Annotated in this window: 18 protein-coding genes; 11 read left to right on the forward strand and 7 right to left on the reverse strand. The window is 69.7% G+C overall.

Going from position 1 to position 19,761, the window contains the following annotated elements:
* Positions 1-10: 10 nt before the first annotated feature.
* Positions 11-1,189 (forward strand): MarP family serine protease, encoded by a 1,179-nt coding sequence (locus U9J66_RS25305; RefSeq protein ID WP_014911944.1) that lies wholly within the window; start codon positions 11-13, stop codon positions 1,187-1,189.
* 124 nt (positions 1,190-1,313) lie between these two features.
* On the opposite strand, the gene U9J66_RS25310 is transcribed toward U9J66_RS25305, so the two are convergent.
* Together U9J66_RS25310 and U9J66_RS25315 are read right to left on the reverse strand one after the other, a co-directional pair.
* Positions 1,314-1,856, reverse strand: coding sequence for an ATP-binding protein (locus U9J66_RS25310; protein WP_017536176.1), 543 nt, complete (start codon positions 1,854-1,856; stop codon positions 1,314-1,316).
* Between the two features lie 13 nt (positions 1,857-1,869).
* Positions 1,870-2,217, reverse strand: a complete 348-nt coding sequence (locus U9J66_RS25315; RefSeq protein ID WP_017536177.1) for an STAS domain-containing protein — start codon at positions 2,215-2,217, stop codon at positions 1,870-1,872.
* A gap of 232 nt (positions 2,218-2,449) precedes the next feature.
* On the opposite strand from U9J66_RS25315, the gene U9J66_RS25320 reads away from it, so the two are divergent.
* The 4 genes from U9J66_RS25320 (at position 2,450) to U9J66_RS25335 (ending at position 5,834) form a co-directional block, all read left to right on the forward strand.
* Positions 2,450-4,750, forward strand: coding sequence for a DEAD/DEAH box helicase (locus tag U9J66_RS25320; RefSeq protein WP_326338964.1), 2,301 nt, complete (start codon positions 2,450-2,452; stop codon positions 4,748-4,750).
* A 214-nt stretch (positions 4,751-4,964) separates the two neighbouring features.
* Positions 4,965-5,102 (forward strand): DUF4244 domain-containing protein, encoded by a 138-nt coding sequence (locus U9J66_RS25325; protein WP_084570328.1) that lies wholly within the window; start codon positions 4,965-4,967, stop codon positions 5,100-5,102.
* Positions 5,080-5,436 carry a TadE family protein gene (locus tag U9J66_RS25330; RefSeq protein WP_017536180.1) on the forward strand — a complete coding sequence of 119 codons (357 nt, stop codon included), beginning with the start codon at positions 5,080-5,082 and terminating at the stop codon, positions 5,434-5,436. Before U9J66_RS25325 ends, U9J66_RS25330 begins: the two co-directional genes overlap by 23 nt.
* Before the next feature lie 11 nt (positions 5,437-5,447).
* Positions 5,448-5,834 (forward strand): Rv3654c family TadE-like protein, encoded by a 387-nt coding sequence (locus tag U9J66_RS25335; protein ID WP_014913342.1) that lies wholly within the window; start codon positions 5,448-5,450, stop codon positions 5,832-5,834.
* Positions 5,835-5,870: 36 nt separating this feature from the next.
* Here the strand turns inward: U9J66_RS25335 and U9J66_RS25340 are convergent, their stop codons facing one another.
* The 5 genes from U9J66_RS25340 to U9J66_RS25360 all read right to left on the reverse strand — a co-directional run bounded on the left by U9J66_RS25340 (position 5,871) and on the right by U9J66_RS25360 (position 11,452).
* The gene (locus tag U9J66_RS25340) at positions 5,871-6,572 is read right to left on the reverse strand and encodes a type II secretion system F family protein (RefSeq protein WP_326338967.1); all 702 of its coding nucleotides are present in this window, start codon (positions 6,570-6,572) and stop codon (positions 5,871-5,873) included.
* 38 nt (positions 6,573-6,610) lie between these two features.
* Positions 6,611-7,276 carry a type II secretion system F family protein gene (locus tag U9J66_RS25345; protein WP_326338968.1) on the reverse strand — a complete coding sequence of 222 codons (666 nt, stop codon included), beginning with the start codon at positions 7,274-7,276 and terminating at the stop codon, positions 6,611-6,613.
* Positions 7,273-8,565, reverse strand: a complete 1,293-nt coding sequence (locus tag U9J66_RS25350; protein ID WP_161110900.1) for a TadA family conjugal transfer-associated ATPase — start codon at positions 8,563-8,565, stop codon at positions 7,273-7,275. Before U9J66_RS25350 ends, U9J66_RS25345 begins: the two co-directional genes overlap by 4 nt.
* Positions 8,562-9,698 carry a septum site-determining protein Ssd gene (ssd, locus tag U9J66_RS25355; RefSeq protein WP_326338969.1) on the reverse strand — a complete coding sequence of 379 codons (1,137 nt, stop codon included), beginning with the start codon at positions 9,696-9,698 and terminating at the stop codon, positions 8,562-8,564. Before ssd ends, U9J66_RS25350 begins: the two co-directional genes overlap by 4 nt.
* Before the next feature lie 941 nt (positions 9,699-10,639).
* Complete coding sequence (locus U9J66_RS25360; RefSeq protein WP_026125303.1) at positions 10,640-11,452, reverse strand: hypothetical protein; 813 nt, start codon at positions 11,450-11,452, stop codon at positions 10,640-10,642.
* A 205-nt stretch (positions 11,453-11,657) separates the two neighbouring features.
* Here U9J66_RS25360 and acs point away from each other — a divergent pair, with 205 nt between their 5' ends.
* The 6 genes from acs to U9J66_RS25390 all read left to right on the forward strand — a co-directional run bounded on the left by acs (position 11,658) and on the right by U9J66_RS25390 (position 19,362).
* The gene (gene acs / locus U9J66_RS25365) at positions 11,658-13,628 is read left to right on the forward strand and encodes an acetate--CoA ligase (protein ID WP_042285716.1); all 1,971 of its coding nucleotides are present in this window, start codon (positions 11,658-11,660) and stop codon (positions 13,626-13,628) included.
* 183 nt (positions 13,629-13,811) lie between these two features.
* Entirely contained in the window at positions 13,812-14,300 is a 489-nt protein-coding gene (locus U9J66_RS25370) for a phage holin family protein (protein ID WP_014909062.1), read from the forward strand.
* A gap of 10 nt (positions 14,301-14,310) precedes the next feature.
* The gene (locus U9J66_RS25375; RefSeq protein ID WP_017536188.1) at positions 14,311-15,225 is read left to right on the forward strand and encodes an alpha/beta fold hydrolase; all 915 of its coding nucleotides are present in this window, start codon (positions 14,311-14,313) and stop codon (positions 15,223-15,225) included.
* Positions 15,222-15,725, forward strand: a complete 504-nt coding sequence (locus U9J66_RS25380) for a DUF309 domain-containing protein (protein ID WP_026125304.1) — start codon at positions 15,222-15,224, stop codon at positions 15,723-15,725. The genes U9J66_RS25375 and U9J66_RS25380 overlap by 4 nt, the downstream gene beginning before the upstream one ends.
* Positions 15,726-16,264: 539 nt before the next feature.
* Entirely contained in the window at positions 16,265-18,688 is a 2,424-nt protein-coding gene (locus tag U9J66_RS25385) for a sodium-translocating pyrophosphatase (RefSeq protein WP_042285777.1), read from the forward strand.
* Between the two features lie 200 nt (positions 18,689-18,888).
* Positions 18,889-19,362: a SixA phosphatase family protein gene (locus tag U9J66_RS25390; RefSeq protein ID WP_326338972.1), complete on the forward strand. Its 474-nt coding sequence runs from the start codon at positions 18,889-18,891 to the stop codon at positions 19,360-19,362.
* Positions 19,363-19,761: the final 399 nt, after the last annotated feature.

Raw genomic sequence — 19,761 nt, forward strand, 5'->3', positions numbered from 1 at the left:
GAGGGCAACCGTGCTCGACGCGGTTCTGGTCGTCCTGTTGCTGCTCTTCGCGGTGACCGGCTACCGGCAGGGTTTCATCGTCGGCGTGTTCAGCTTCGTCGGCTTCGTCGGCGGAGGCGTGATCGCCGCGCTGACCGCCCCCGATCACATCCAGAACTGGATCGAGGACCCCGGGCGGCGGGCGCTGCTGGCGATCGCGGTCGTCTTCCTCGCCGCCGCGCTCGGCCAGTTCCTCACCTCCTATCTGGGCACACTGGTGCGCAACAGGGTCACCTGGGATTCGGCCCGGGTCCTGGACGCGTTGGGCGGCGCCGTGGTCAGTGGCGTCTCGGTCCTGCTCGTGGCCTGGTTCATAGGGAGCACGGTCGCCAACTCCGCGCTTCCCTACGTGTCACAGCAGGTCAAGGACTCGCGCATCCTCCACTCGGTGGACGCGCTGATGCCCGACGCCGCCCACCAGGGCTTCTCCACCTTCCGACGGATCGTGGACCAGAGCGCCTTCCCCCAGGTCTTCAGCGGTCTGGGCACCGGCGACCTCGCGGAGGTCGAGCCGCCGGACCCGGACGTGCTCACCACCCCCGAGCTCATCGAGTCCAGCCGCAGCGTGGTCAAGGTCCTGGGCACCGCGCCCTCCTGTCAGAGGCGGGTCGAGGGCACCGGATTCGTGTACGGCGAGAACCGCATCATGACCAACGCCCACGTGGTCGCCGGGGTCACCGACGACCTGCGCGTGGTCACCAGGGACGGGCACCAGCTCCCGGCCACGCTGGTGCTGTTCGACGCCCAGCAGGACCTGGCCGTGCTGGACGTCCCCGGCCTGGACCTGCCCGCCCTGGAGTTCGACGGCGACGCGGAGCAGGGGGACGACGCGGTCGTCGCCGGCTTCCCGCGCAACAGCGGCTTCACCGCGGTCCCCGCCCGGATCCGGGCCCGCCAGACGGCGCAGGGGTCGGACTTCTACCACTCCCAGCAGGTCAGCCGGGAGATCTACCAGGTCCGCGCCGTGGTGCGCCCCGGTAACTCCGGCGGTCCCCTGCTCGCACCCGACGGAACCGTCTACGGGGTGGTCTTCGCCGCCGCCACGAACGAGGACGAGACCGGTTACGTCCTGACCGCGGACGAGGTCGCCGAGAACGCCGAGAAGGGGCTGACGGCCACCGAGGAGGTCTCCTCCCAGACCTGCGACTGATCGTGCCCCGGGAGGCGCCACGGCGCCGTCCCGGGCCGGCCACGACGAAGGGGCGCCTCCCCGGTGGGGGACGCCCCTTCGTCGTGTTCGTCGTTCGCGGGCCGTCGATCGACGGCCGGACGGGTCAGTTCGGCTCGCCGCTTCGCGGGTCGTCGCCGGTGAGCGGCCAGCTCATCCGAACGACCGTGCCCGTGTCACGGGGATCGATGCTCACCTCGTCCGCCAGACCGGTGATCACCGCCAGGCCGAGGCCGGGGGAGAAACCGGAGATACCGCCGGGAGGGGTGTCGTCTCCGTCGAGGAAGAGTCCGTCGAGCAGGGGTTCGAGCGGGTTCGCGGTCTCCTCGGCGTCCTTGGAGGGGGCCTGGTCGGAGACCACGACCTCGAAACGCCGAGGGGCGCTCCCGTTACCGCTCGGGATCTCGGCGCGGGGGTCCGCCACCGGATCGGGTCCGCCACCGTCGATCAGCTGGAGCAGGATCGGCTGCTCCGGGCAGTGCAGCTTGTGCGCCGCGACAGCCCGGGAACAGGCCTCACCGACCGCCAGCCTGATCTCGTCGATCGCGGAGGCGGCGACACCCGCCCGACGTGCCACGGTCGCGGCCATGAGCCGAGCCGTGCGCACGTGGGCGGGAAGCGCGCTGATCGTGAGCGTGATGGTCGCCATCGCTCGCTCTGGGCTACTTCGAGGAGCGCTTGTCGATGGCTTCCTGCACCGTTTCGTGGATGCCGAACACCTTGGTCAGACCGGTGATCCGGAAGATCTTCAGGATCCGCTCCTGGGTGCAGACCAGGTCCAGCGTCCCGTCGTGCGCGCGGACGCGCTTCAACCCGCCCACGAGCACACCGAGACCCGTCGAGTCCAGGAATTCCACCTTCTCCATGTTGACCACGAGGTGGAAGTTGCCCTTGTTGACGAGGTCGATCAGCAGCTCACGGAGCCGGGGCGCGGTATAGACATCGATCTCACCCTCAACGACGACGATCTCGGTGTCGCCCTCGGTGTAATGATCAAGCTTCAAGTCCACTAGTCCTCCAGCGCCGAACCGCGAAATTACGCGAATGGTCTCTGCCGGGCGTTACCCCACCAGCACGCATTCAACCACGGGTGCGGTGAGTGTCTTCCCGCCATGAACGGAAAGCGACGACCCCGCGCAACTCTTCCCCCGGATGTCACACTGAAACCGATGTCCATCGATGCCCGGGGCGTGTTCCCAGGGTCCCGAGCTCGGTGAACGTGTCCAGTGAGGAGGGGTCTCGATGAGGCGATCGGAGCCCGTGCTCCCCGGTGTATGGCGTGATGACACACGGTACCCGCAGGTCACCCATATCGAGCATGTGACCCGGAACGAGGGAGAGAGCGGGGACTGGCCGACGTGGACCGCCCCCCGCCTGGTCGCGCGACTGGCCGAACGGGGGATCACGAAACCGTGGTCCCACCAGGCGGCAGCCGCCGATCTCGCACGTTCGGGCCGCGATGTGATCATAGCCACGGGCACCGCCTCGGGGAAGTCGCTCGCCTTCCTCCTACCCGCCGTGGACGCGATCGACGCGGGAGGAACGGTGCTCTATCTCTCGCCGACCAAGGCGCTCGCCCAAGACCAACTCCGGTGGATTACGGACCTGGGACTTTCGGGCATGAGGGCGGCCGTCTATGACGGTGACACCTCTCGTGAGGAGCGCTCCTGGGTCCGTGAACACGCGAACTACGTCCTCACCAATCCGGACATGTTGCACCACGGGATGCTTCCCGGACACCCCGCCTGGACCCGCTTCCTCCGTCGGCTCCGCTACGTGGTGATCGACGAGGCGCATCGGTACCGAGGGGTGTTCGGGTCGCACGTCTCCCAGATCCTGCGGCGTCTACGCAGGCTGTGCGCCCGCCACCGGTCCGAACCGGTGTTCGTGCTGGCCTCGGCCACGTCGGGGTCGCCCGCCGAGAGCGCCGGCCGGCTGACCGGGGTGCCGGTCGTCGCGGTGAGCGAGGACGGATCGCCCCGGCCGGGGATGTCCGTGGCCCTCGTGGAGCCGGAGCTGACCGACATGACCGGCGAACAGGGGGCGCCCATTCGACGTACCGCGCCCTCTCAGGCCGCGGAGATGCTGGCCGACCTGGTCGTCGAGGGGGTGCGCACCCTCGTGTTCGTACGCTCCCGTCAGGGCGCGGAGGTCGTCGCGTTGAACACGCAACGCCTACTGGCCGAGCGGGGCGAGAAGGATCTGGTCGACCGTGTGGCGGCCTACCGGGGCGGTTACCTCGCGGGCGATCGGAGGGCCCTGGAGGAGGCGCTCCGCACGGGCGAGCTCCTGGGGCTGGCCAGCACCAACGCCCTGGAACTGGGCGTGGACATCAGCGGTCTGGACGCGGTGCTCATCGCCGGATGGCCCGGCACGCTGGCCTCGCTGTGGCAACAGGCGGGGCGAGCGGGACGACGGGGCGGCGACGCCCTGGCCGTGTTCATCGCCCGGGACGACCCCCTCGACACCTACCTGGCGCATCACCCCGAGGCCATTTTCGGACGCTCGGTCGAGGCCACCGTCCTGGATCCGGAAAACCCCCATATTCTGGGTCCTCACCTCTGTGCGGCCGCTCAGGAGCTGCCGATCACCCATGAGGATTTCTCCCTCTTCGGTGGGACGACCGGTGAGAGACTCGACGATCTCGTGGCCGGGGGACTGCTCAGGAAGCGGCCCCGGGGCTGGTTCTGGACCAGCAACGAAAGGGCTAGTGACCTCGCCGATATCCGAGGTTCGGGTGGTGCGCCGGTACAGATCGTCGACACGGGCAGCGGACAACTGCTGGGAGAGATCGACGAGGCGGCCGCGCACGGCACCGTCCACCCCGGAGCCGTCTACCTCCACCAGGGGGTGACCCACCTGGTCGACGAACTCGACCTGACGGAGGGCGTCGCCCTGGTACACGAGGCCGAACCCCCCTACAGCACCTGGGCCAGGGACACCACGGACATCACCATCCGCTCCGAACTGCGCGGTGAGAGCTGGCCGAGCGGGGCCACCGTGCACTTCGGAGAGGTCGAGGTCGTCCGCCGGGTGGTGGGTTATCTCAAACGCGACGTGCGCACCGGCGCAGTCCTCGGCGAGCAGCCCCTCGACATGCCGGAACGCACCCTCCAGACCCGCGCGGTCTGGTGGACCCTCGACCAGGACGCCGAGAACCGGCTTCGAGGGCAGGACGTGGGCCTGCTCGGAGCGGCGCACGCCGCCGAACACGCCTCGATCGGGCTGCTGCCGCTACTGGCCACCTGCGACCGGTGGGACATCGGAGGGGTCTCGACCTCGCTGCACGCCGACACCGGAAGACCGACGGTGTTCGTCTACGACGGATACGAGGGCGGGGCCGGGTTCACCGAGCGCGGATACGCGGCCGCCCACGAATGGTTGACGGCCACCCGGGCGGTGATCGCCGACTGCGAGTGCGATCAAGGCTGTCCTTCCTGTGTCCAGTCGCCCAAGTGCGGCAACGGGAACGAGCCGCTGAGCAAGTCCGGTGCCCTGCGCCTCCTCGACGAGGTGCTGGGGAAGGTGGCCACCGACCCCTGAGCGAACGTTCCGCGGTGTCCGGTGGGGCTCGGGCGGAACGGGGGGTGCGGCGGTTCGGGTGGGTTGTCCACAGGCTGTGGATCGCCACTTCCCCGACGCCCCCCGACCGACCAACCTGGAAGTACCGGGGTGGCGACCACACCCCCGTGACCAGGGAGGTCCCGTGTTCCCCTATCAGTGCTCGAACGACCGCACGCCCCCCGATGACCGGGGGATGACGACCGCGGAGTACGCCATGTGCACCGTCGCCGCGGTCGCGCTCGCCGGAATCCTCTACCTCATCGTCACCGGAGATCCCGTCCAGTCCGCCCTCACCTCGACCATCGTCGATGCGCTCGGCTCCGACCGCTGAGCGCGGCTCCGTCACCATGGAGACGGCCATGGTGCTCCCCGCGCTCCTGGTGGTGTTGACGATCGGACTCGGTGGGGTCGGGGCGGCGAACGCCCAACTCTCCTGTGCCGACGCCGCCCGGATCGGCGCCCGTGCGCTGGCCCGGGGTGAGACACCGGAAAGGGCCCGTTCCCTGGCGGAGGAGGCCGCCCCCGCCGGAGCACGGGTCGATCTCACCACCGAGTCGAGCACCGCCCTGGTCTCCGTGTCGGCCGCGTTCCGACTCGGCCCGGAATGGGCACCGTCCGTCGAGGTGGCCGGGGACGCCTCGGTCCCGTTGGAGCCCGGCCTGTGAGGGGCGACGACATGGGATCCGCCGCCGTCTGGTGGGTCTCCTGCTGTCTGGTGTCGTGGTTCCTGGTCCACACCGTGCTCACCATCGCCGCGGTCCGCCTGGAACGCGACCGCGCCGGTACCGCCGCCGACCTCGCGGCGTTGTCGGCGGCGGCCCGGGCTCACCGGGGAACGGAGGCGGCCTGCGCGGTCGCTCGGGAGACCGCGCGGGCCAACGGAGCCGATCTCGACGAGTGCGCCGTCGACGTCCACACGGTCACCGTGACGGTCGCGCTCTCCTCGACCGTCCTGCCCCGGACGGTCCGGGCCCGTTCCCGTGCCGGCCCGGCCCACCTTCTCGAAGCGGAGCCGGAGGGGACGGCACCCTCTCCCGGGGTTTCTCCCTCTCCGTCCTCCTGACGGGTCCGGACCGTGGCTTGGTGCGGGCACCCCTCCTCAGTGAGCCAGAGCGGCGTCGAGCAGACCGGCGGCCATCGGAACCAGGCCGATGAGGATGAAGGCCGGCAGGAAACATGTCCCCAGAGGGGCGATCACCAGTACACCCAGGCGTTCGATCCGTTCCATCGACCGGGCTCGAGACGCTCTCCTCAGATCCGCGGCGTGCCGGTCGAGGAGATCGGCCACCGGAGCCCCGGTCTCGGAGGCCCGGGCCAGATCGCGTCCCACCGCGAGCAGGGGAGCGGGTAGGGCGGAACGTCGCCAGGCCTCGGCGGGTTCCGCTCCCAACCGCAGACGTTCGGCGACGGCGGCCAACTCCGCTCCGGACGTGCCGGTGGCGGCCCTGGAGACAGCGGTCAGACAGGCCGGAAGGGTGGCGCCGGCCCGGATCCCCGAGGCGATCAGACCGATCAGTATCGGGAGGTCGGTGTCGACCGGAAGCCGCTCCGGCGAGGAACGTCCCCTTCTCCGCCACCACACGGCGGCGGCCCCGGCGAAGACGAGGGGTCCGGCGAGCGGACCGAACAGCACGGTCGCCACCGTGACCGCTCCCGCCACGATCGTCACCGGAATCCACCACGTCGGTGGGCGCCGGCGGGGGAGCCGCGGGGGACGAGCCGGGCCGGAGCCACGTCCGGGGCCCGAGGCCACCGTCACGGCGGCAGCCGCGCAGAGCACGGTCGTCACCTCGAAGAACATCCCTCATCCCCTTTCGGTCGCACGAATCGAGGTACGGATCACCGCACCGCGCCCCTGACCATGCGCAGGGTCCACCAGGCTCCGACCAGGTCCAGGGCCACCCCGACCGACAGACACAGGAGCCCCCACGCCGTGGTGAACAGGAACGTCAGTGGGGAACCACCGAGCCCGGCCGACATGACCAGCCCCACCAGGGGTAACCCGCTCAGGACCAGGGCCGTGGTCCTGGGGCCCGCGGTCCGGGCGACGGCCTCGGCCCGCAACTCCTCCCGTTCGGTGAGTCCGGCCGCGAGCTCGTCCACCACGTCGGCCAGACCCGCCCCGGTCTCCGAGGCCACCTCCCAACACGCCGCCAGGTACGCCAGGGCCCGCAGGTCCTCCTCTCGCCCCGCCGCACGGCGCAGCGAGGCGACGTCCGACAACCCGCCCACGAGGGGTCCGACCTCGACCGAGGCCGTGGCCAACGCGGGTTCGGGCGGCTGGCCGGCCCGGAGCTCGGCCGCCATCACACGACAGAGCGAGATCACCGCCCGCCGTCGTTCGGCGCTCGTGCGGTCGGTGAACGAGGGGAGACGCCACGCCGGTGGGCGCCGTCGGAGCACGGAAGGGGTGCCGGGCAGCAACAGGGCCAATCGGTGACGACCGCCGGGAGGGGACGACCACAACAGGGCGGCGCCCAGAGCGCACACCACCAGGAACGTCATCGCCTCCACCCTTCGCCGAGTCGGAGGGAGAGCTCCGCTACCCCCGCGTACTCGTGCCGGTGGCCCTCTCCATCGAAGGCCACCGCCGGCACCGCGCTCACCAGCCCGGAGGGACGGCGCCGTAGTGTACGGACCTCGGCGAGTCGACGTCCGGCCCGATCGCGCACCAGATGCAGGACGAGCACACCGGTGGCGGCGAGTTGGCTGTGCACGGCGGCCCGGTCCATCCCGGCCGCGCAGCCCATCGCCTCCACCCGCGCGGGGACCTCCGCCGCGCCGTTGGCGTGCAGGGTGCCGGCGCCGCCCTCGTGGCCGGTGTTCAGAGCACCCAACAGGGACACGATCTCCGGACCTCGGGCCTCTCCGACCACCAGACGATCCGGGCGCATCCGCAACCCCTGACGGACCAGGGTCTCCAGGGTCACCTCGCCGCTGCCCTCGATATTGGGCGGCCGGGTCTGGAGCCGCACCACGTGCGGATGGTCGGGGCGAAGCTCGGGGGAGTCCTCGGCCAGCACGATCCGTTGGTCCGGAGGCACCAGGGACAGGAGGCAGGACAGCAGGGTGGTCTTTCCGCTGCCGGTGCCCCCGCTGATCAGGAAGGGCACCCGGCGTTCCACCAGGGCCGCCAGCAACGCGGCCCCGGAGCGGGTGAGGGTGCCGCATTCGATCAACCGCGCGAGGCCGAACACCCGGTTCGGCGGTAGACGGAGCGAGATGCAGGCGCTGCCGGCGCAGATCGGGGGTAGGACGGCGTGCAGCCTCGCCCCGCCGGGGAGACGCGCGTCGACGTAGGGGGACGCGGCGTCCAGTCGGCGGCCGGCCCGAAAGGCCAGCCGTTGGGCCAGCCGCCGGACCTCCTCGGCCGAGTCGAAGCGCACCCCCTCGGCCCTGCGCAGGCCCTCTCCGGAGTCGACCCACACCTGGTCGGGTCCGTTGACGAGGATGTCGGTGACACCGGTGGTCATCAGCGCCTCCAGGGGTCCCGCTCCGTAGAGTTCCGCCCCCAGCTCCCTGGTGAGGTCGAGCATGTCGGTCCCGCCGAGCGGGGTGCCCTCGGCGCGCAGGGCGGCCGCGACACCGGCCGGGGTGACGGGACCTCCTTCGGCCACGAAGCGATCGCGGACGCGTTCGACCAGGGCCCTGCGTCGCGCGGCGGTCACCGGGCCGGTGTCCCGTTCCGGGCCGGGCGGAGGGGCGGGAGGGGGCGGGGCGTCGGACGAGCGATGTTCCCGGGTCGGCGCGGCGCGATCCGCTCCGCATCGCCACAGACGTTCGAGGCGCGTCATCCGGCCTCCCGACGGTCGAGGAGGAGCGAGACCACCCGGTGGGCGTAGCGGGCCATCGGAGAACGGGGATGCCGCGCCGGTACCTCGCCCGCGGCCAGAGCGCGGGACAGTCCGGGTTCCGGGGGGAGGTCGGCGTCGAGTTCCACGCGCAGGTTGCGCGCGACCACCGATGCCGGCACCTCCTCCCGGGCTCCGCGTACCACCAGCCTGAGCCGGTCGGTCTCCCGGCGGAGTCGGCCGACCATCCGGGAGGCGGAGAGGACGGAGCGCACGTCGGCGGGGACCACCATCAAGACCAGGTCGGAGCCGTTCAAGAGGGCTCGGGTCGCCGGGTCGAAGGAGCGTGGCAGGTCGACGACGACCAGGTCGGCGCCGCGTCGAGCGGAATCCAGGACCGAGCGGGCCGTGCCCGCCGGGAGGGGGAGACCCTGGGCGTCCTCGTCGCCTCGTGCCCAGGTGAGCACGCTCACCGGGCCGGCCCGGGGCAGGCCTTCCCGGAGGATCCGCCAGGGGGTCCGGGACCGCCGATCGGCCAGATCTCCCCATCCCGTGCGGGGAGAGGAAGGGGAGCGCTCGGGGCCGAGGTGGACGTCGGGACCGTATCCGAGGGGGTCGGCGTCCAAGAGGGCGGTGTCCCGCCCCGCCCGGCCGGCGGCCAGCGCGAGGGCGATCGTGAGCAGGCTGGCCCCGGCCCCGCCGCGCCCTCCGATCACGGAGACGACGGGCGCCGTGCCGCGTTCGTCGATCGAGGAGAACAGTTCGACGAGCGCCGCCTCGTCCCGAGGCAGTGCGAAGGAGAGGGCCCCAACGTCCCCTCGTCGGTCCGCCGGGGGCCTCGGTCCGGAGTCCGAGGATGGTTCGCGCGGTCCGGTGGTCCTCGTGGGGAGCGGGCGCGGGTCGAGGGAACGGGTGACGAGGATCGGTCGAGGCCCGGGCTCGGGTTCCGAGCCGCGCAGGGCCGGTTCCAGATCCGGGCCGACGACGACCAGAGGGGCCCGGTGCCAGGAGCGGAGCGCCTGTTCCGGGGTGCGGGCCACGGTGATCTCGGTGGCCGCGGCGGCGGCCACCCTGCGCAGGTCGTCGAGGAGCGCGGGGTCTTCGGTGACGATGAGGGGGTGGCGCGGACCGTCCATCGGACCTCCGGGAGGCGGCGGGGCTGCTTCTTCGACCATGGCCGACGCCGGAGAGGGAGGGAAGCGGGGTACGCGGATCTGTGGACAACCCTCGACCGCTCGGGGGACCGAGACGGGAGGGGCGAGGTCCACCCGGCGGGCGGGACACACGCACGGGGGCGCTCGTGTGTCCCGGCCCGTCAGGTGTGACGGAGCGGATCCCGTGGGCCGACCCCACAGGGGGGACCTGGGGCGACCCGACTCCGGTTCCGGGGGTGGATCGGAGCCGACCCGGGGGCGGGTCGTCGTTCCGCTCTCCTGGGGAGGATCGAAGGGCGCGGTGGGCGCTCCCCCGATCGAGGAGAAAGGCTCGTGGATTCGAGTCCTGTGGGGAACGGCCGGCGATCTGTCATGCGTGACATGTCCGCATTGTCGATGTCCCGGCCGAGGACGTACCCGTCCCGGTGTGTTCGCCGGATGGGCGTGGTCCTTCGCTCGACTTCCGGATCAGACGTTACCACGAGGCTTCGCTTATGGTCTCGCGAATCGAGAACGGGAAAACGATTGTTCGTCTTTTCGATGAAGGGAGGACGGCGCACAAAGAAAGAAGGCCGTGGGGTGATCGTGTCCCGGCGCGGATGTTCGGAACCCGCGTGTCGAAGCGGATGTAGGGCCTGACCAGTGTCGGTGGTACCGGGTTTCACCGGCTTGGTGTGGAGTTTTACGGCTTCCGGTGGTCCGTTTCGTCGGGTCGGAAACGGGAGCCCGGTATCTCCACTCGAGGCGCCCTTCCATCTGCGCGTGCATCTGCACGCGGCAATCCGACCATTCCCCGACTTCCAAGCGTGACCGAACCGATATGAATGGTCGGGCTGCTGGTTGGTAAATAAACTTGTTCGGTGAAGCGGAGCGGCTTTCCCGGAAACGCCGCGAAGGCCGTTCCCGGGAAAGCGGACAGAGCCTCAGCCCCGCTTGAGCGCCTCACAGGTCGCCAGGGAGTCCTGGGCTCCGGCGAGCACCGCACGGCAGCAGTACACGATCCAGCCGCCCACGCCCTCGGGGGTTCCCGCCATGTACCCGCGCAACGCGGGACCGTACTCGTCCTTCAGCGTCCTGTGCCCCGACTCGGAGGCGACCAGGGACTTCGGGTCCAGGCCGCGTTCGATGAGGGTCAGGCGCTCGGCGGCACGCGCGACCAGGCCGTCCCCCCAGCCGAACGGGCGGATCGCCATCAGTTCGCCGTGCACGAGAGAGGAGGTGACCAGGGCGGGCACCTTGGTCCGGGACTCCAGCAATCGGTACAGGCCTTCGAGGCGGGCGGAGGCCACCGCGGCGCTCGGAGCGGGACCCAGCTCCAGCGGGTCCTCGATCCGCTCGCCCTCCAGGCGGGGGCGCCCCAGGGCCTCTTCGGAGACCGCGTCGGCGGCGGCCAGCGTGTGCAGTCGCGCCAGGGTCTGACGAGGGGCCTTGGGCCAGGTGTCCACCAGACCGCCCAGCTCACCGCCGATCCGGAGCGCGCCCTTGATCCGCGTGTCGTACACGTGTCCTTCGCGAATCTCGTCCATCGAGACTTCGGCGCCCTCCAACGCGGCGGAGGCGCACGCTCCCCGCAACGAGGACTCCAAGGACACGTCGTTGCTGCGCCGACGCAGGATCCGATGGTCCCGGAGACGGTCGACCAGGGTCCGTGTCTCGTCGATCGCGTCGTTCACGCCCGGAAGCTCGGCGATCCGGGAGAGTGGGTCGGACAGGGAGGCAGAACTCGATTCGCTCACGTCAACCAACACTACGCGCCGGTAACACCGTGTGCCTCCACCGAGGAGCGGGCAGAACAGAACCGCTCATCGTGAACCGACGGCCGCTCGCCGACCGTTCGTCGCGTGTTCGGCCCTTGCCGCCGCTGGACGCCACCCCGGCTGTTCACGAGGTATAGACCACATGGTTAATTGGGTGTCAACCGCCAACGTAAGGAGAGTCACAGTGGCCGACAGCACTCCCACGAGCCAGGAGACACTGTCCAACCTGCTCCGTGAGACCCGTAGTTTCCCGCCGCCCGCGGAGTTGGCCGCGCACGCCAACGTCAAGGCGGACGTCTACGAGACCGCGGACGCCGATCGCCTCGGCTTCTGGGAGGAGCAGGCCCGGAGGCTCCAGTGGGATCGGCCCTGGGACACCGTCCTGGACTGGAACCCGCCGTACGCGAAGTGGTTCGTCGGTGGAAGGCTCAACGCCTCCGTCAACTGCGTGGACCGCCACGTGGACGCGGGGTTGGGCGACCGGGTCGCCATCCAGTGGGAGGGCGAGCCCGGCGACAGCCGCAGCATCACCTACGCCGATCTCAAGGACCAGGTCTCCCAGGCGGCCAACGCCCTCACCGAACTCGGTGTGACCAAGGGCGACCGGGTCGCCATCTACATGCCGATGATCCCGGAGACGGTCGTGGCCATGCTGGCCTGCGCGCGTCTGGGCGCCGTGCACATGGTGGTCTTCGGCGGATTCTCCGTGGACGCTCTCGGCCAGCGACTGGACGACAGTCAGGCCAAGCTGGTCATCACCGCCGACGGCGGTTACCGGCGGGGCAAGCCCAGTGCGCTCAAGCCCGCCGTGGACGAGGCCGTCGCGACCCGCCCCACCGTGGAGAACGTCCTCGTCGTCCGCCGCACCGGCCAGGACGTCGAGTGGACCGACCGTGACGTGTGGTGGCACGAGGCCGTCGGTTCCGCGAGCACCGAGCACACGCCCGAGGCCCATGACGCCGAGGACCCGCTGTACATCATGTACACCAGCGGCACCACGGCCAAGCCCAAGGGCATCCTGCACACGACCGGCGGCTACCTCACCCAGGCCTCCTACACGCACTGGGCGGTCTTCGACCTCAAGCCCGAGACCGACGTCTACTGGTGCGCCGCCGACATCGGCTGGGTGACCGGTCACTCCTACATCGTCTACGGTCCGCTCTCCAACGCCGCGACCGTCGTCATGTACGAGGGGACCCCGGACACCCCGCACAAGGGGCGCTTCTGGGAGATCATCGAGAAGTACAAGGTCACCATCGCCTACATGGCCCCGACGGCGATCCGTACCTTCATGAAGTGGGGCGATCGGATCCCCGCCGAGTACGACCTGTCGAGCCTGCGCGTCATCGGCTCGGTCGGCGAACCGATCAACCCCGAGGCCTACGTCTGGTACCGGGAGAACATCGGCGGGGGCAGGACCCCGGTCGTGGACACCTGGTGGCAGACCGAGACCGGAGCCATCATGGTCAGCCCGCTGCCCGGCGTCACCGCGGGCAAGCCCGGCGCCGCCATGCGCGCCGTACCGGGCATCGTCGCCGACGTGGTGGACGAGAACGGGGCGTCGGTCCCGAACGGCGAGGGCGGCTTCATCGTCATCCGTGAGCCGTGGCCGTCGATGCTCCGCGGCATCTGGGGCGACGACCAGCGCTACAAGGACACCTACTGGTCGCGCTTCGAGGGTCTGTACTTCCCCGGCGACGGCGCCAAGAAGGACGAGGACGGCGACCTGTGGCTGCTCGGCCGTGTGGACGACGTCATGCTCGTCTCCGGCCACAACATCTCCACCACCGAGGTGGAGTCCGCCCTGGTCTCGCACGAGAAGGTCGCCGAGGCCGCGGTCGTCGGCGCCACCGACAAGGTGACCGGCCAGTCGATCGTCGGCTTCGTCATCCTGCGAGGCGGCCAGGAGGAGGTCCCGGAGGACCTGGTGAAGGAACTGCGCGACCACGTCGGCGGTTCGCTCGGCCCGATCGCCAAGCCGGCCCGTCTGCTCGCGGTCCCGGAGCTGCCCAAGACCCGTTCCGGAAAGATCATGCGGCGCCTGCTGCGTGACATCGCCGAGAACCGTGACATCGGTGACACCTCGACCCTCACCGACGCGTCGATCATGGACGTGATCGCCAAGCAGCTGCCCTCTACGGGCAAGGCCGACTAGAACGTCGGTCGGCCGACGCGTGGCGCCCCGCCCCCGGAACGGGGCGGGGCGCCTTTACGGTTCGGCCGTTGACAAAACCCGAGGCCGCCGTTTTGCGTGCCGTGAGAGACATCCGTGGCAGGGCATGTGCGAGGATGCGGAGGATCATCCGCGTGTTCGGACCGAGAGAAGGGAACCCCCACGATGGTGGACAAGCCGGGTGCCGGCCGACCTGGCGCTGCCAGCGACCCCGAACGTTCCATCGGTGAGCTGGTCTCCGACGCCACCGACAACCTCTCCCGCCTCGTACGGCTCGAGATCAAGCTCGCCAAGCTCGAGGCCAAGGCGGACGCCACCAAGATCGGGAAGAGCATCGGCGAGTTCGGTGCCGCCGGTGTCGTCCTGCACCTCGTCGCGATCCTCTTCTCCGTCACCGTCGGGCTCTTCCTGGCGGAGGTCGTGGGCTGGCAGTACTGGCTCTCGTTCCTCGCCGTCACCGGGTTCTACCTGCTGATCGCGCTGATCTTCATCCTGGTCGCCGTCATCAACCTGCGACGTCGCCAGGGTCTGGCCCGTACCGCGGTCACCACCTCCCGACTCATGGGGATCCTGCGCGGAGAGATCCGTCCGCCCAAGCGGAGCGACCTCGACACCGCCGAGGAGGGCGAGACCTCCGGCTCGGCGAACAGCTAGCCCTCCCCGAGTGCTGGACGATTCGGCCGCCTACGTCGACGGCCCCTGGAACCACCGGACGGTCAGCGCCGCCGGTGCCCGCTTCCATGTGGCCGAGACGGGAGAGGGGCCCCTGGTCCTCCTCCTGCACGGATTCCCCCAGTTCTGGTGGGCCTGGCGCTCACAATTGGTGGCGCTGGCCGAGGCCGGATACCGTGCCGTCGCCGTGGACCTGAGGGGATACGGGGCCAGTGACAAGACGCCCCGCGGCTATGACCTGGTGGGTTCGGCCCAGGACATGGCGGGTCTGATCCGGGCGCTGGGAGCGGCCGACGCCATCGTGGTCGGCCACGGCGTGGGCGGGCTCGTCGGTTGGACGATGGCCTCCTACCACCCGGAGTCGGTCCGTGCCCTGGCGGTCCTCTCCGCCCCCCACCCCCGACGGGCGGCACGTGTCCTGCTCTCCGGTGGTCCGGGCGTCTCCCACATGCTCCGGGCCCAGATACCGATCCTTCCCGAGCACCGTCTGCTCACCGACGGCTGTGTCCGCGTGGGCGAACTCCTCGACGCCTGGTCCGGGCCGGGATGGCCCCACGCGGAGACGGAGGAGCGCTACCGGCTGGCCTTCGCGATCCCGAAGGTCTCGCACTGCTCGCTCGAATACCACCGGTGGATCTTCCGATCGCGCTGGCGTACCGATGGGCTCCGCTACGCCCTGCGTATGCGGACCCCGTTGCGCATCCCCGTCCTTCAACTGCACGGATCGCTGGATCCGGTCTGCCCTCCGAAGGTCGCTCGGGCCTCGGGGGGTCTGGTCCGGGGCCCGTATCTCTGGAAGCCGGTGGAGGGGACCGGGCACTTCCTTCATGAGGAGAGCCCGAACGAGGTGAACGAGGCTCTCGTAGGCTGGACGAGCGAGATCGGAACGGCGGTGGGGGACGGATGACGACCCGAACGGACGACGCACGCGATCGGAACCCCGAGGGGCGCGCCCAGAATCAGCGGCCTCGCGACCGCTATGGGCGGCCGATGCCGCACGGTAGCAGGGGAGAGGTCGAACGGGTCCCCGACGACGCCGAGTTCACCGTGGAGGAAGGGTTGAACGAGGCCCAGCGTCTGCTCGACCAGGGGTACGCCTTCACCGCGCACGAGGTGCTCGAAGCGGTGTGGAAGTCGTCCCCGGAACCCGAGCGCGAGCTGTGGCGCGGGTTGGCGCAGACCGCGGTCGGGGTCACCCACGCCCAGCGCGGTAATCGGGTGGGTGCGGCCCGCCTGCTCCGCCGGGGCGCCGAGAGGGTGGAACCGTTCGGACCGAACGCCCCGCACGGCGTGGACGTGGCGGGGGTGGCCGGGTTCGCGCGAGGGCTGGCCGACGACCTCGACGCGGGACGCGCGACCTCCGGGGACGGTATCGACCCCTCGGGAATGCGGCTCCGCACCGCCTAGATCCGGTTGGACCGAAACCCCCGCGCAGCCGAGGCGCAGGGGGCCACTGTGGCGCTCGCTGCCTCCTGTGGCCCCTGGGGGCGAAGAGGGACATTCCTGCTTCATGCTTCTATGTGTGTTTTAGTGTGCCGATGGCGTTAAAGCATTATGCAACGTTATTCGAGTGCCAAAGGCTCGTTGAAACTATTTATCCGAATCATGAGATCACCGGGGGGTCACATCTTCCGGCTCTCTTGAGAAAATGCCGAACCGGCCCTCTTATTCATTCTGATTCGTGCGTACAATCCCCGGATCACCGTTCGCGAGAACGTCACGCGAGCGGCGTGTACCACACAGAAGGGTGGCACCGCTTCGACCCCGACACGTGTGCCGTCACTCCAGTTCATGAGCCTTTCGGACGGCGGCGCACACACCGCGGTGCGCGGCACCGGAGCCCGTGAGACGGCTGTTCCGCACACCTTGGACGGCGGGGCCGAAAAGAAAGTGCCCGTCTCAAGGAGGACGGATTGTCTGGGCTCAACCTCGCCGCGGGAAGCGGCATGGTCCTGGCACTGGAGGGCAGGGATCTCACACTTGTCATCGTCGTCATGGTGGTCGCGCTACTCGCGCTCGCCGTGGCGGGAATGCTCGTACGTGAGGTACTCTCCGCCGGCCAGGGCACCGAGCGAATGCGCAATATCGCGGTCGCGGTTCAAGAAGGGGCCGGGGCCTACCTGAAGCGACAGTTCCGCACCCTCGCGGTCTTCGTCGTCGTCATCCCACTACTTCTGCTGATGCTCCCCGCCGACACCTGGGGCATCGCCATCGGCAGGTCGGTCTTCTTCGCCCTCGGAGCACTGCTCTCCGCGGCCACCGGGTTCATCGGCATGTGGCTCGCGGTCCGCGGCAACGTCCGCGTGGCCGCCGCCGCCCGAGGAGGCGGCGAGAACGACGGTCGTACCGCGATGCGGATCGCCTTCCGCACCGGTGGCGTCGCCGGCATGATCACCGTCGGCCTCGGCCTCTTCGGCGCCGCGCTCGTCGTCGTCCTCTACCGGGGCGACGCGCCCATCGTCCTGGAGGGCTTCGGCTTCGGCGCCGCCCTCCTCGCGATGTTCATGCGTGTCGGCGGCGGCATCTTCACCAAGGCCGCCGACGTCGGCGCCGACCTCGTCGGCAAGGTCGAACAGGGCATCCCCGAGGACGATCCGCGCAACGCCGCCACCATCGCCGACAACGTCGGGGACAACGTGGGCGACTGCGCGGGCATGGCCGCCGACCTCTTCGAGTCCTACGCCGTGGTCCTCGTCGCCTCGCTCATCCTCGGCCGGGTCGCCTTCGGTACCGAGGGGCTCGTCTTCCCGCTCCTGGTCCCGATGATCGGCGTCATCACGGCCATGATCGGCATCTTCATCGTCGCCCCCAGGGCCAGGGACCGGTCCGCGATGAGCGCGATCAACCGCGGTTTCTTCATCTCCGCGGCGATCTCCGCAGTCCTGGTCACCCTGACCGCCCTGTGGTACCTGCCCGGCAGTTTCCAGGAGATGAACGGGGTGAGCGAGTCCGTCCTCCAGGAGATCGCCGCCGCGGGTACCGACCCGGACCCGAGGTTCATCGCCATCGCCGCCGTCCTCATCGGCCTGGTGCTCGCCGCCGCCATCCAGCTCCTCACCGGCTACTTCACCGAGACCGACAAGCGTCCGGTCAGGGACATCGGGGAGAGCTCCCGTACCGGGGCCGCCACCGTCATCCTCTCCGGCATCTCCGTCGGTCTGGAGTCGGCGGTCTACTCGGCCCTGCTCATCGCGGGTGCCGTCTACGCGGCCTTCCTCCTCGGAGGCGGGTCCATCACCCTGAGCCTGTTCGCCGTCGCCCTCGCGGGCACGGGGCTCCTCACCACCGTCGGCATCATCGTCGCGATGGACACCTTCGGTCCCGTCTCCGACAACGCCCAGGGCATCGCGGAGATGTCCGGTGACGTCGAGGGCAAGGGTGCCGACATCCTCACCGGTCTCGACGCCGTCGGAAACACGACCAAGGCCATCACCAAGGGGATCGCGATCGCCACGGCGGTCCTGGCCGCCACCGCTCTCTTCGGGGCCTTCCGGACCTCGGTGCAGGAACGTCTCGGGGACACCGAGGTCTTCTCCCTGTCCCTCGACGAACCCGACGTGCTCGTCGGCGTGATCATCGGCGCCGGCGTCGTGTTCTTCTTCTCCGGCCTGGCCATCATGGCGGTCGGTCGCGCGGCGCAGCGCGTGGTCATGGAGGTGCGCGACCAGTTCCGTACCCGCCCGGGGATCATGGACGGCACCGAGAAGCCGGAGTACGCGCGGGTGGTCGACATCTGCACCAAGGACTCCCTGAGGGAACTGGTCACCCCGGGGCTGCTCGCGGTCCTGGCTCCCATCGCCGTCGGGTTCGCCTTCGGGTACGCGCCGTTGGGCGCCTTCCTCGGTGGGGCCATCGCCGCGGGTGTGCTCATGGCGGTGTTCCTGTCCAACGCGGGAGGCGCCTGGGACAACGCCAAGAAGCTCGTCGAGGACGGGCACCACGGAGGGAAGGGGTCCGAGGCGCACGAGGCCACCATCATCGGCGACACCGTGGGCGACCCCTTCAAGGACACCGCGGGTCCGGCCATCAACCCGTTGCTCAAGGTGATGAACCTGGTCGCGCTGATCGTCGCCCCCAGCGTGGTGATCTACGCGGACAACGTCGTCCTCCGGGTCGTGGTGACCGTGGTCGCGGTCGGACTCCTGGTCGCGGCTGTGCTCTGGTCGAAGAACCGCGGCGCCGGCGGCGAGACGGACCCGGCCGACCTGGAGGGGAGCGTGGAGCCCGAGGCCGCTCCCGAACACGACGGCGGTACGGCGCTCGGAGACGGGGGCCCGTCCCCGTCCGGGAACGTCGACGGCGATGTGATCGGGAACGGTGAGGGAGAACGCAGGGAGGAGGCCCGCGCCGGAGACGTCGGTAAGGACTGACGGAGAAGAGGTCTTCTCCGACGAGGCCGTCCGGGGGCCGACCCCCGGACGGCCTCGTCATATGCGCACCTACCCTGAGGGAAAGACGTAGGTGAGAGGGAGTGGGTCGCGGTGTCCGGAATGAAGGGGCTGTTCGTCATCCTCGGGGTCATGTTCGGCTTCATGGCGTTCCTGGCCATCGTCGCGACGGTGGTGTCGCCGTGACCCGCACTCTGTTGCTGATGCGGCACGCCCAGGCCGAGGACGGCGCCGGGACGGCGGATTTCGATCGTCCCCTCACCGATCGCGGGCATGCCCAGGCCGAGTCGGTCGGCCGTCTGCTCGTCGAGCGGGGATACCGTCCCGACCATGTCGTCTGTTCCTCCGCTCTGCGCACGCGGCAGACCCTCGAGGGGGTCTTGGCGGCGATGGGCCATGAGCCCGAGGTCGACCACACCGAGGCCGCCTACCTCGCCGGACCGGAGAGCCTTCTGGAACTGGTGGGTTATGTGGCTCCCGAGGTGAACACGTTGCTGGTGGTGGGACACAACCCGACCATCGCCCAGGTCGCCTCCTCCTTCGTGGGGCCCGAGGCTCTGGCGGCCTTCTCTCCGGCCACCGTGGCGTCGGTGGAGCTGGAGGTCGAGTGGCTCTACGCGGCCCCGGGAACGGGGACCGGGCACATCCTCGGTTGATGTGACCCACGACACCACCGGAACCGTTTGCTTCGGCCGATGGGCGGGGGTAGTGTTCTCCGAGTCGCCTCCGACCGGCCCAAGGCCGCGAGGGGGGTCGAAATCCTCTCGATCGAAACGAACACGGATTCTCCGTGGGCGTGATCGGATCTTCGAATCGGACATCTTCTCTTTCTCAGCCGAAACGGTTCGGGCACTGCCCGGGGCATGTAGGATGAAAGAGTCGCTTCCCGGAAGCCTCCACCACAAAGGCGGAGAACAAAGGAAGCAATCGGGCTTTACCCCGATCGGGAACACCGAAAACCGCCGAGTTGCGGGACACGGAAGACCTGATAAAGTAAAGACACAACACAGCGGGAAACACCGGAAACGGTGCGAACGCGAACAAAGCCTTCCACG

The organism is Nocardiopsis sp. LDBS1602 (assembly GCF_035818715.1).
GTDB lineage: Bacteria > Actinomycetota > Actinomycetes > Streptosporangiales > Streptosporangiaceae > Nocardiopsis > Nocardiopsis alba.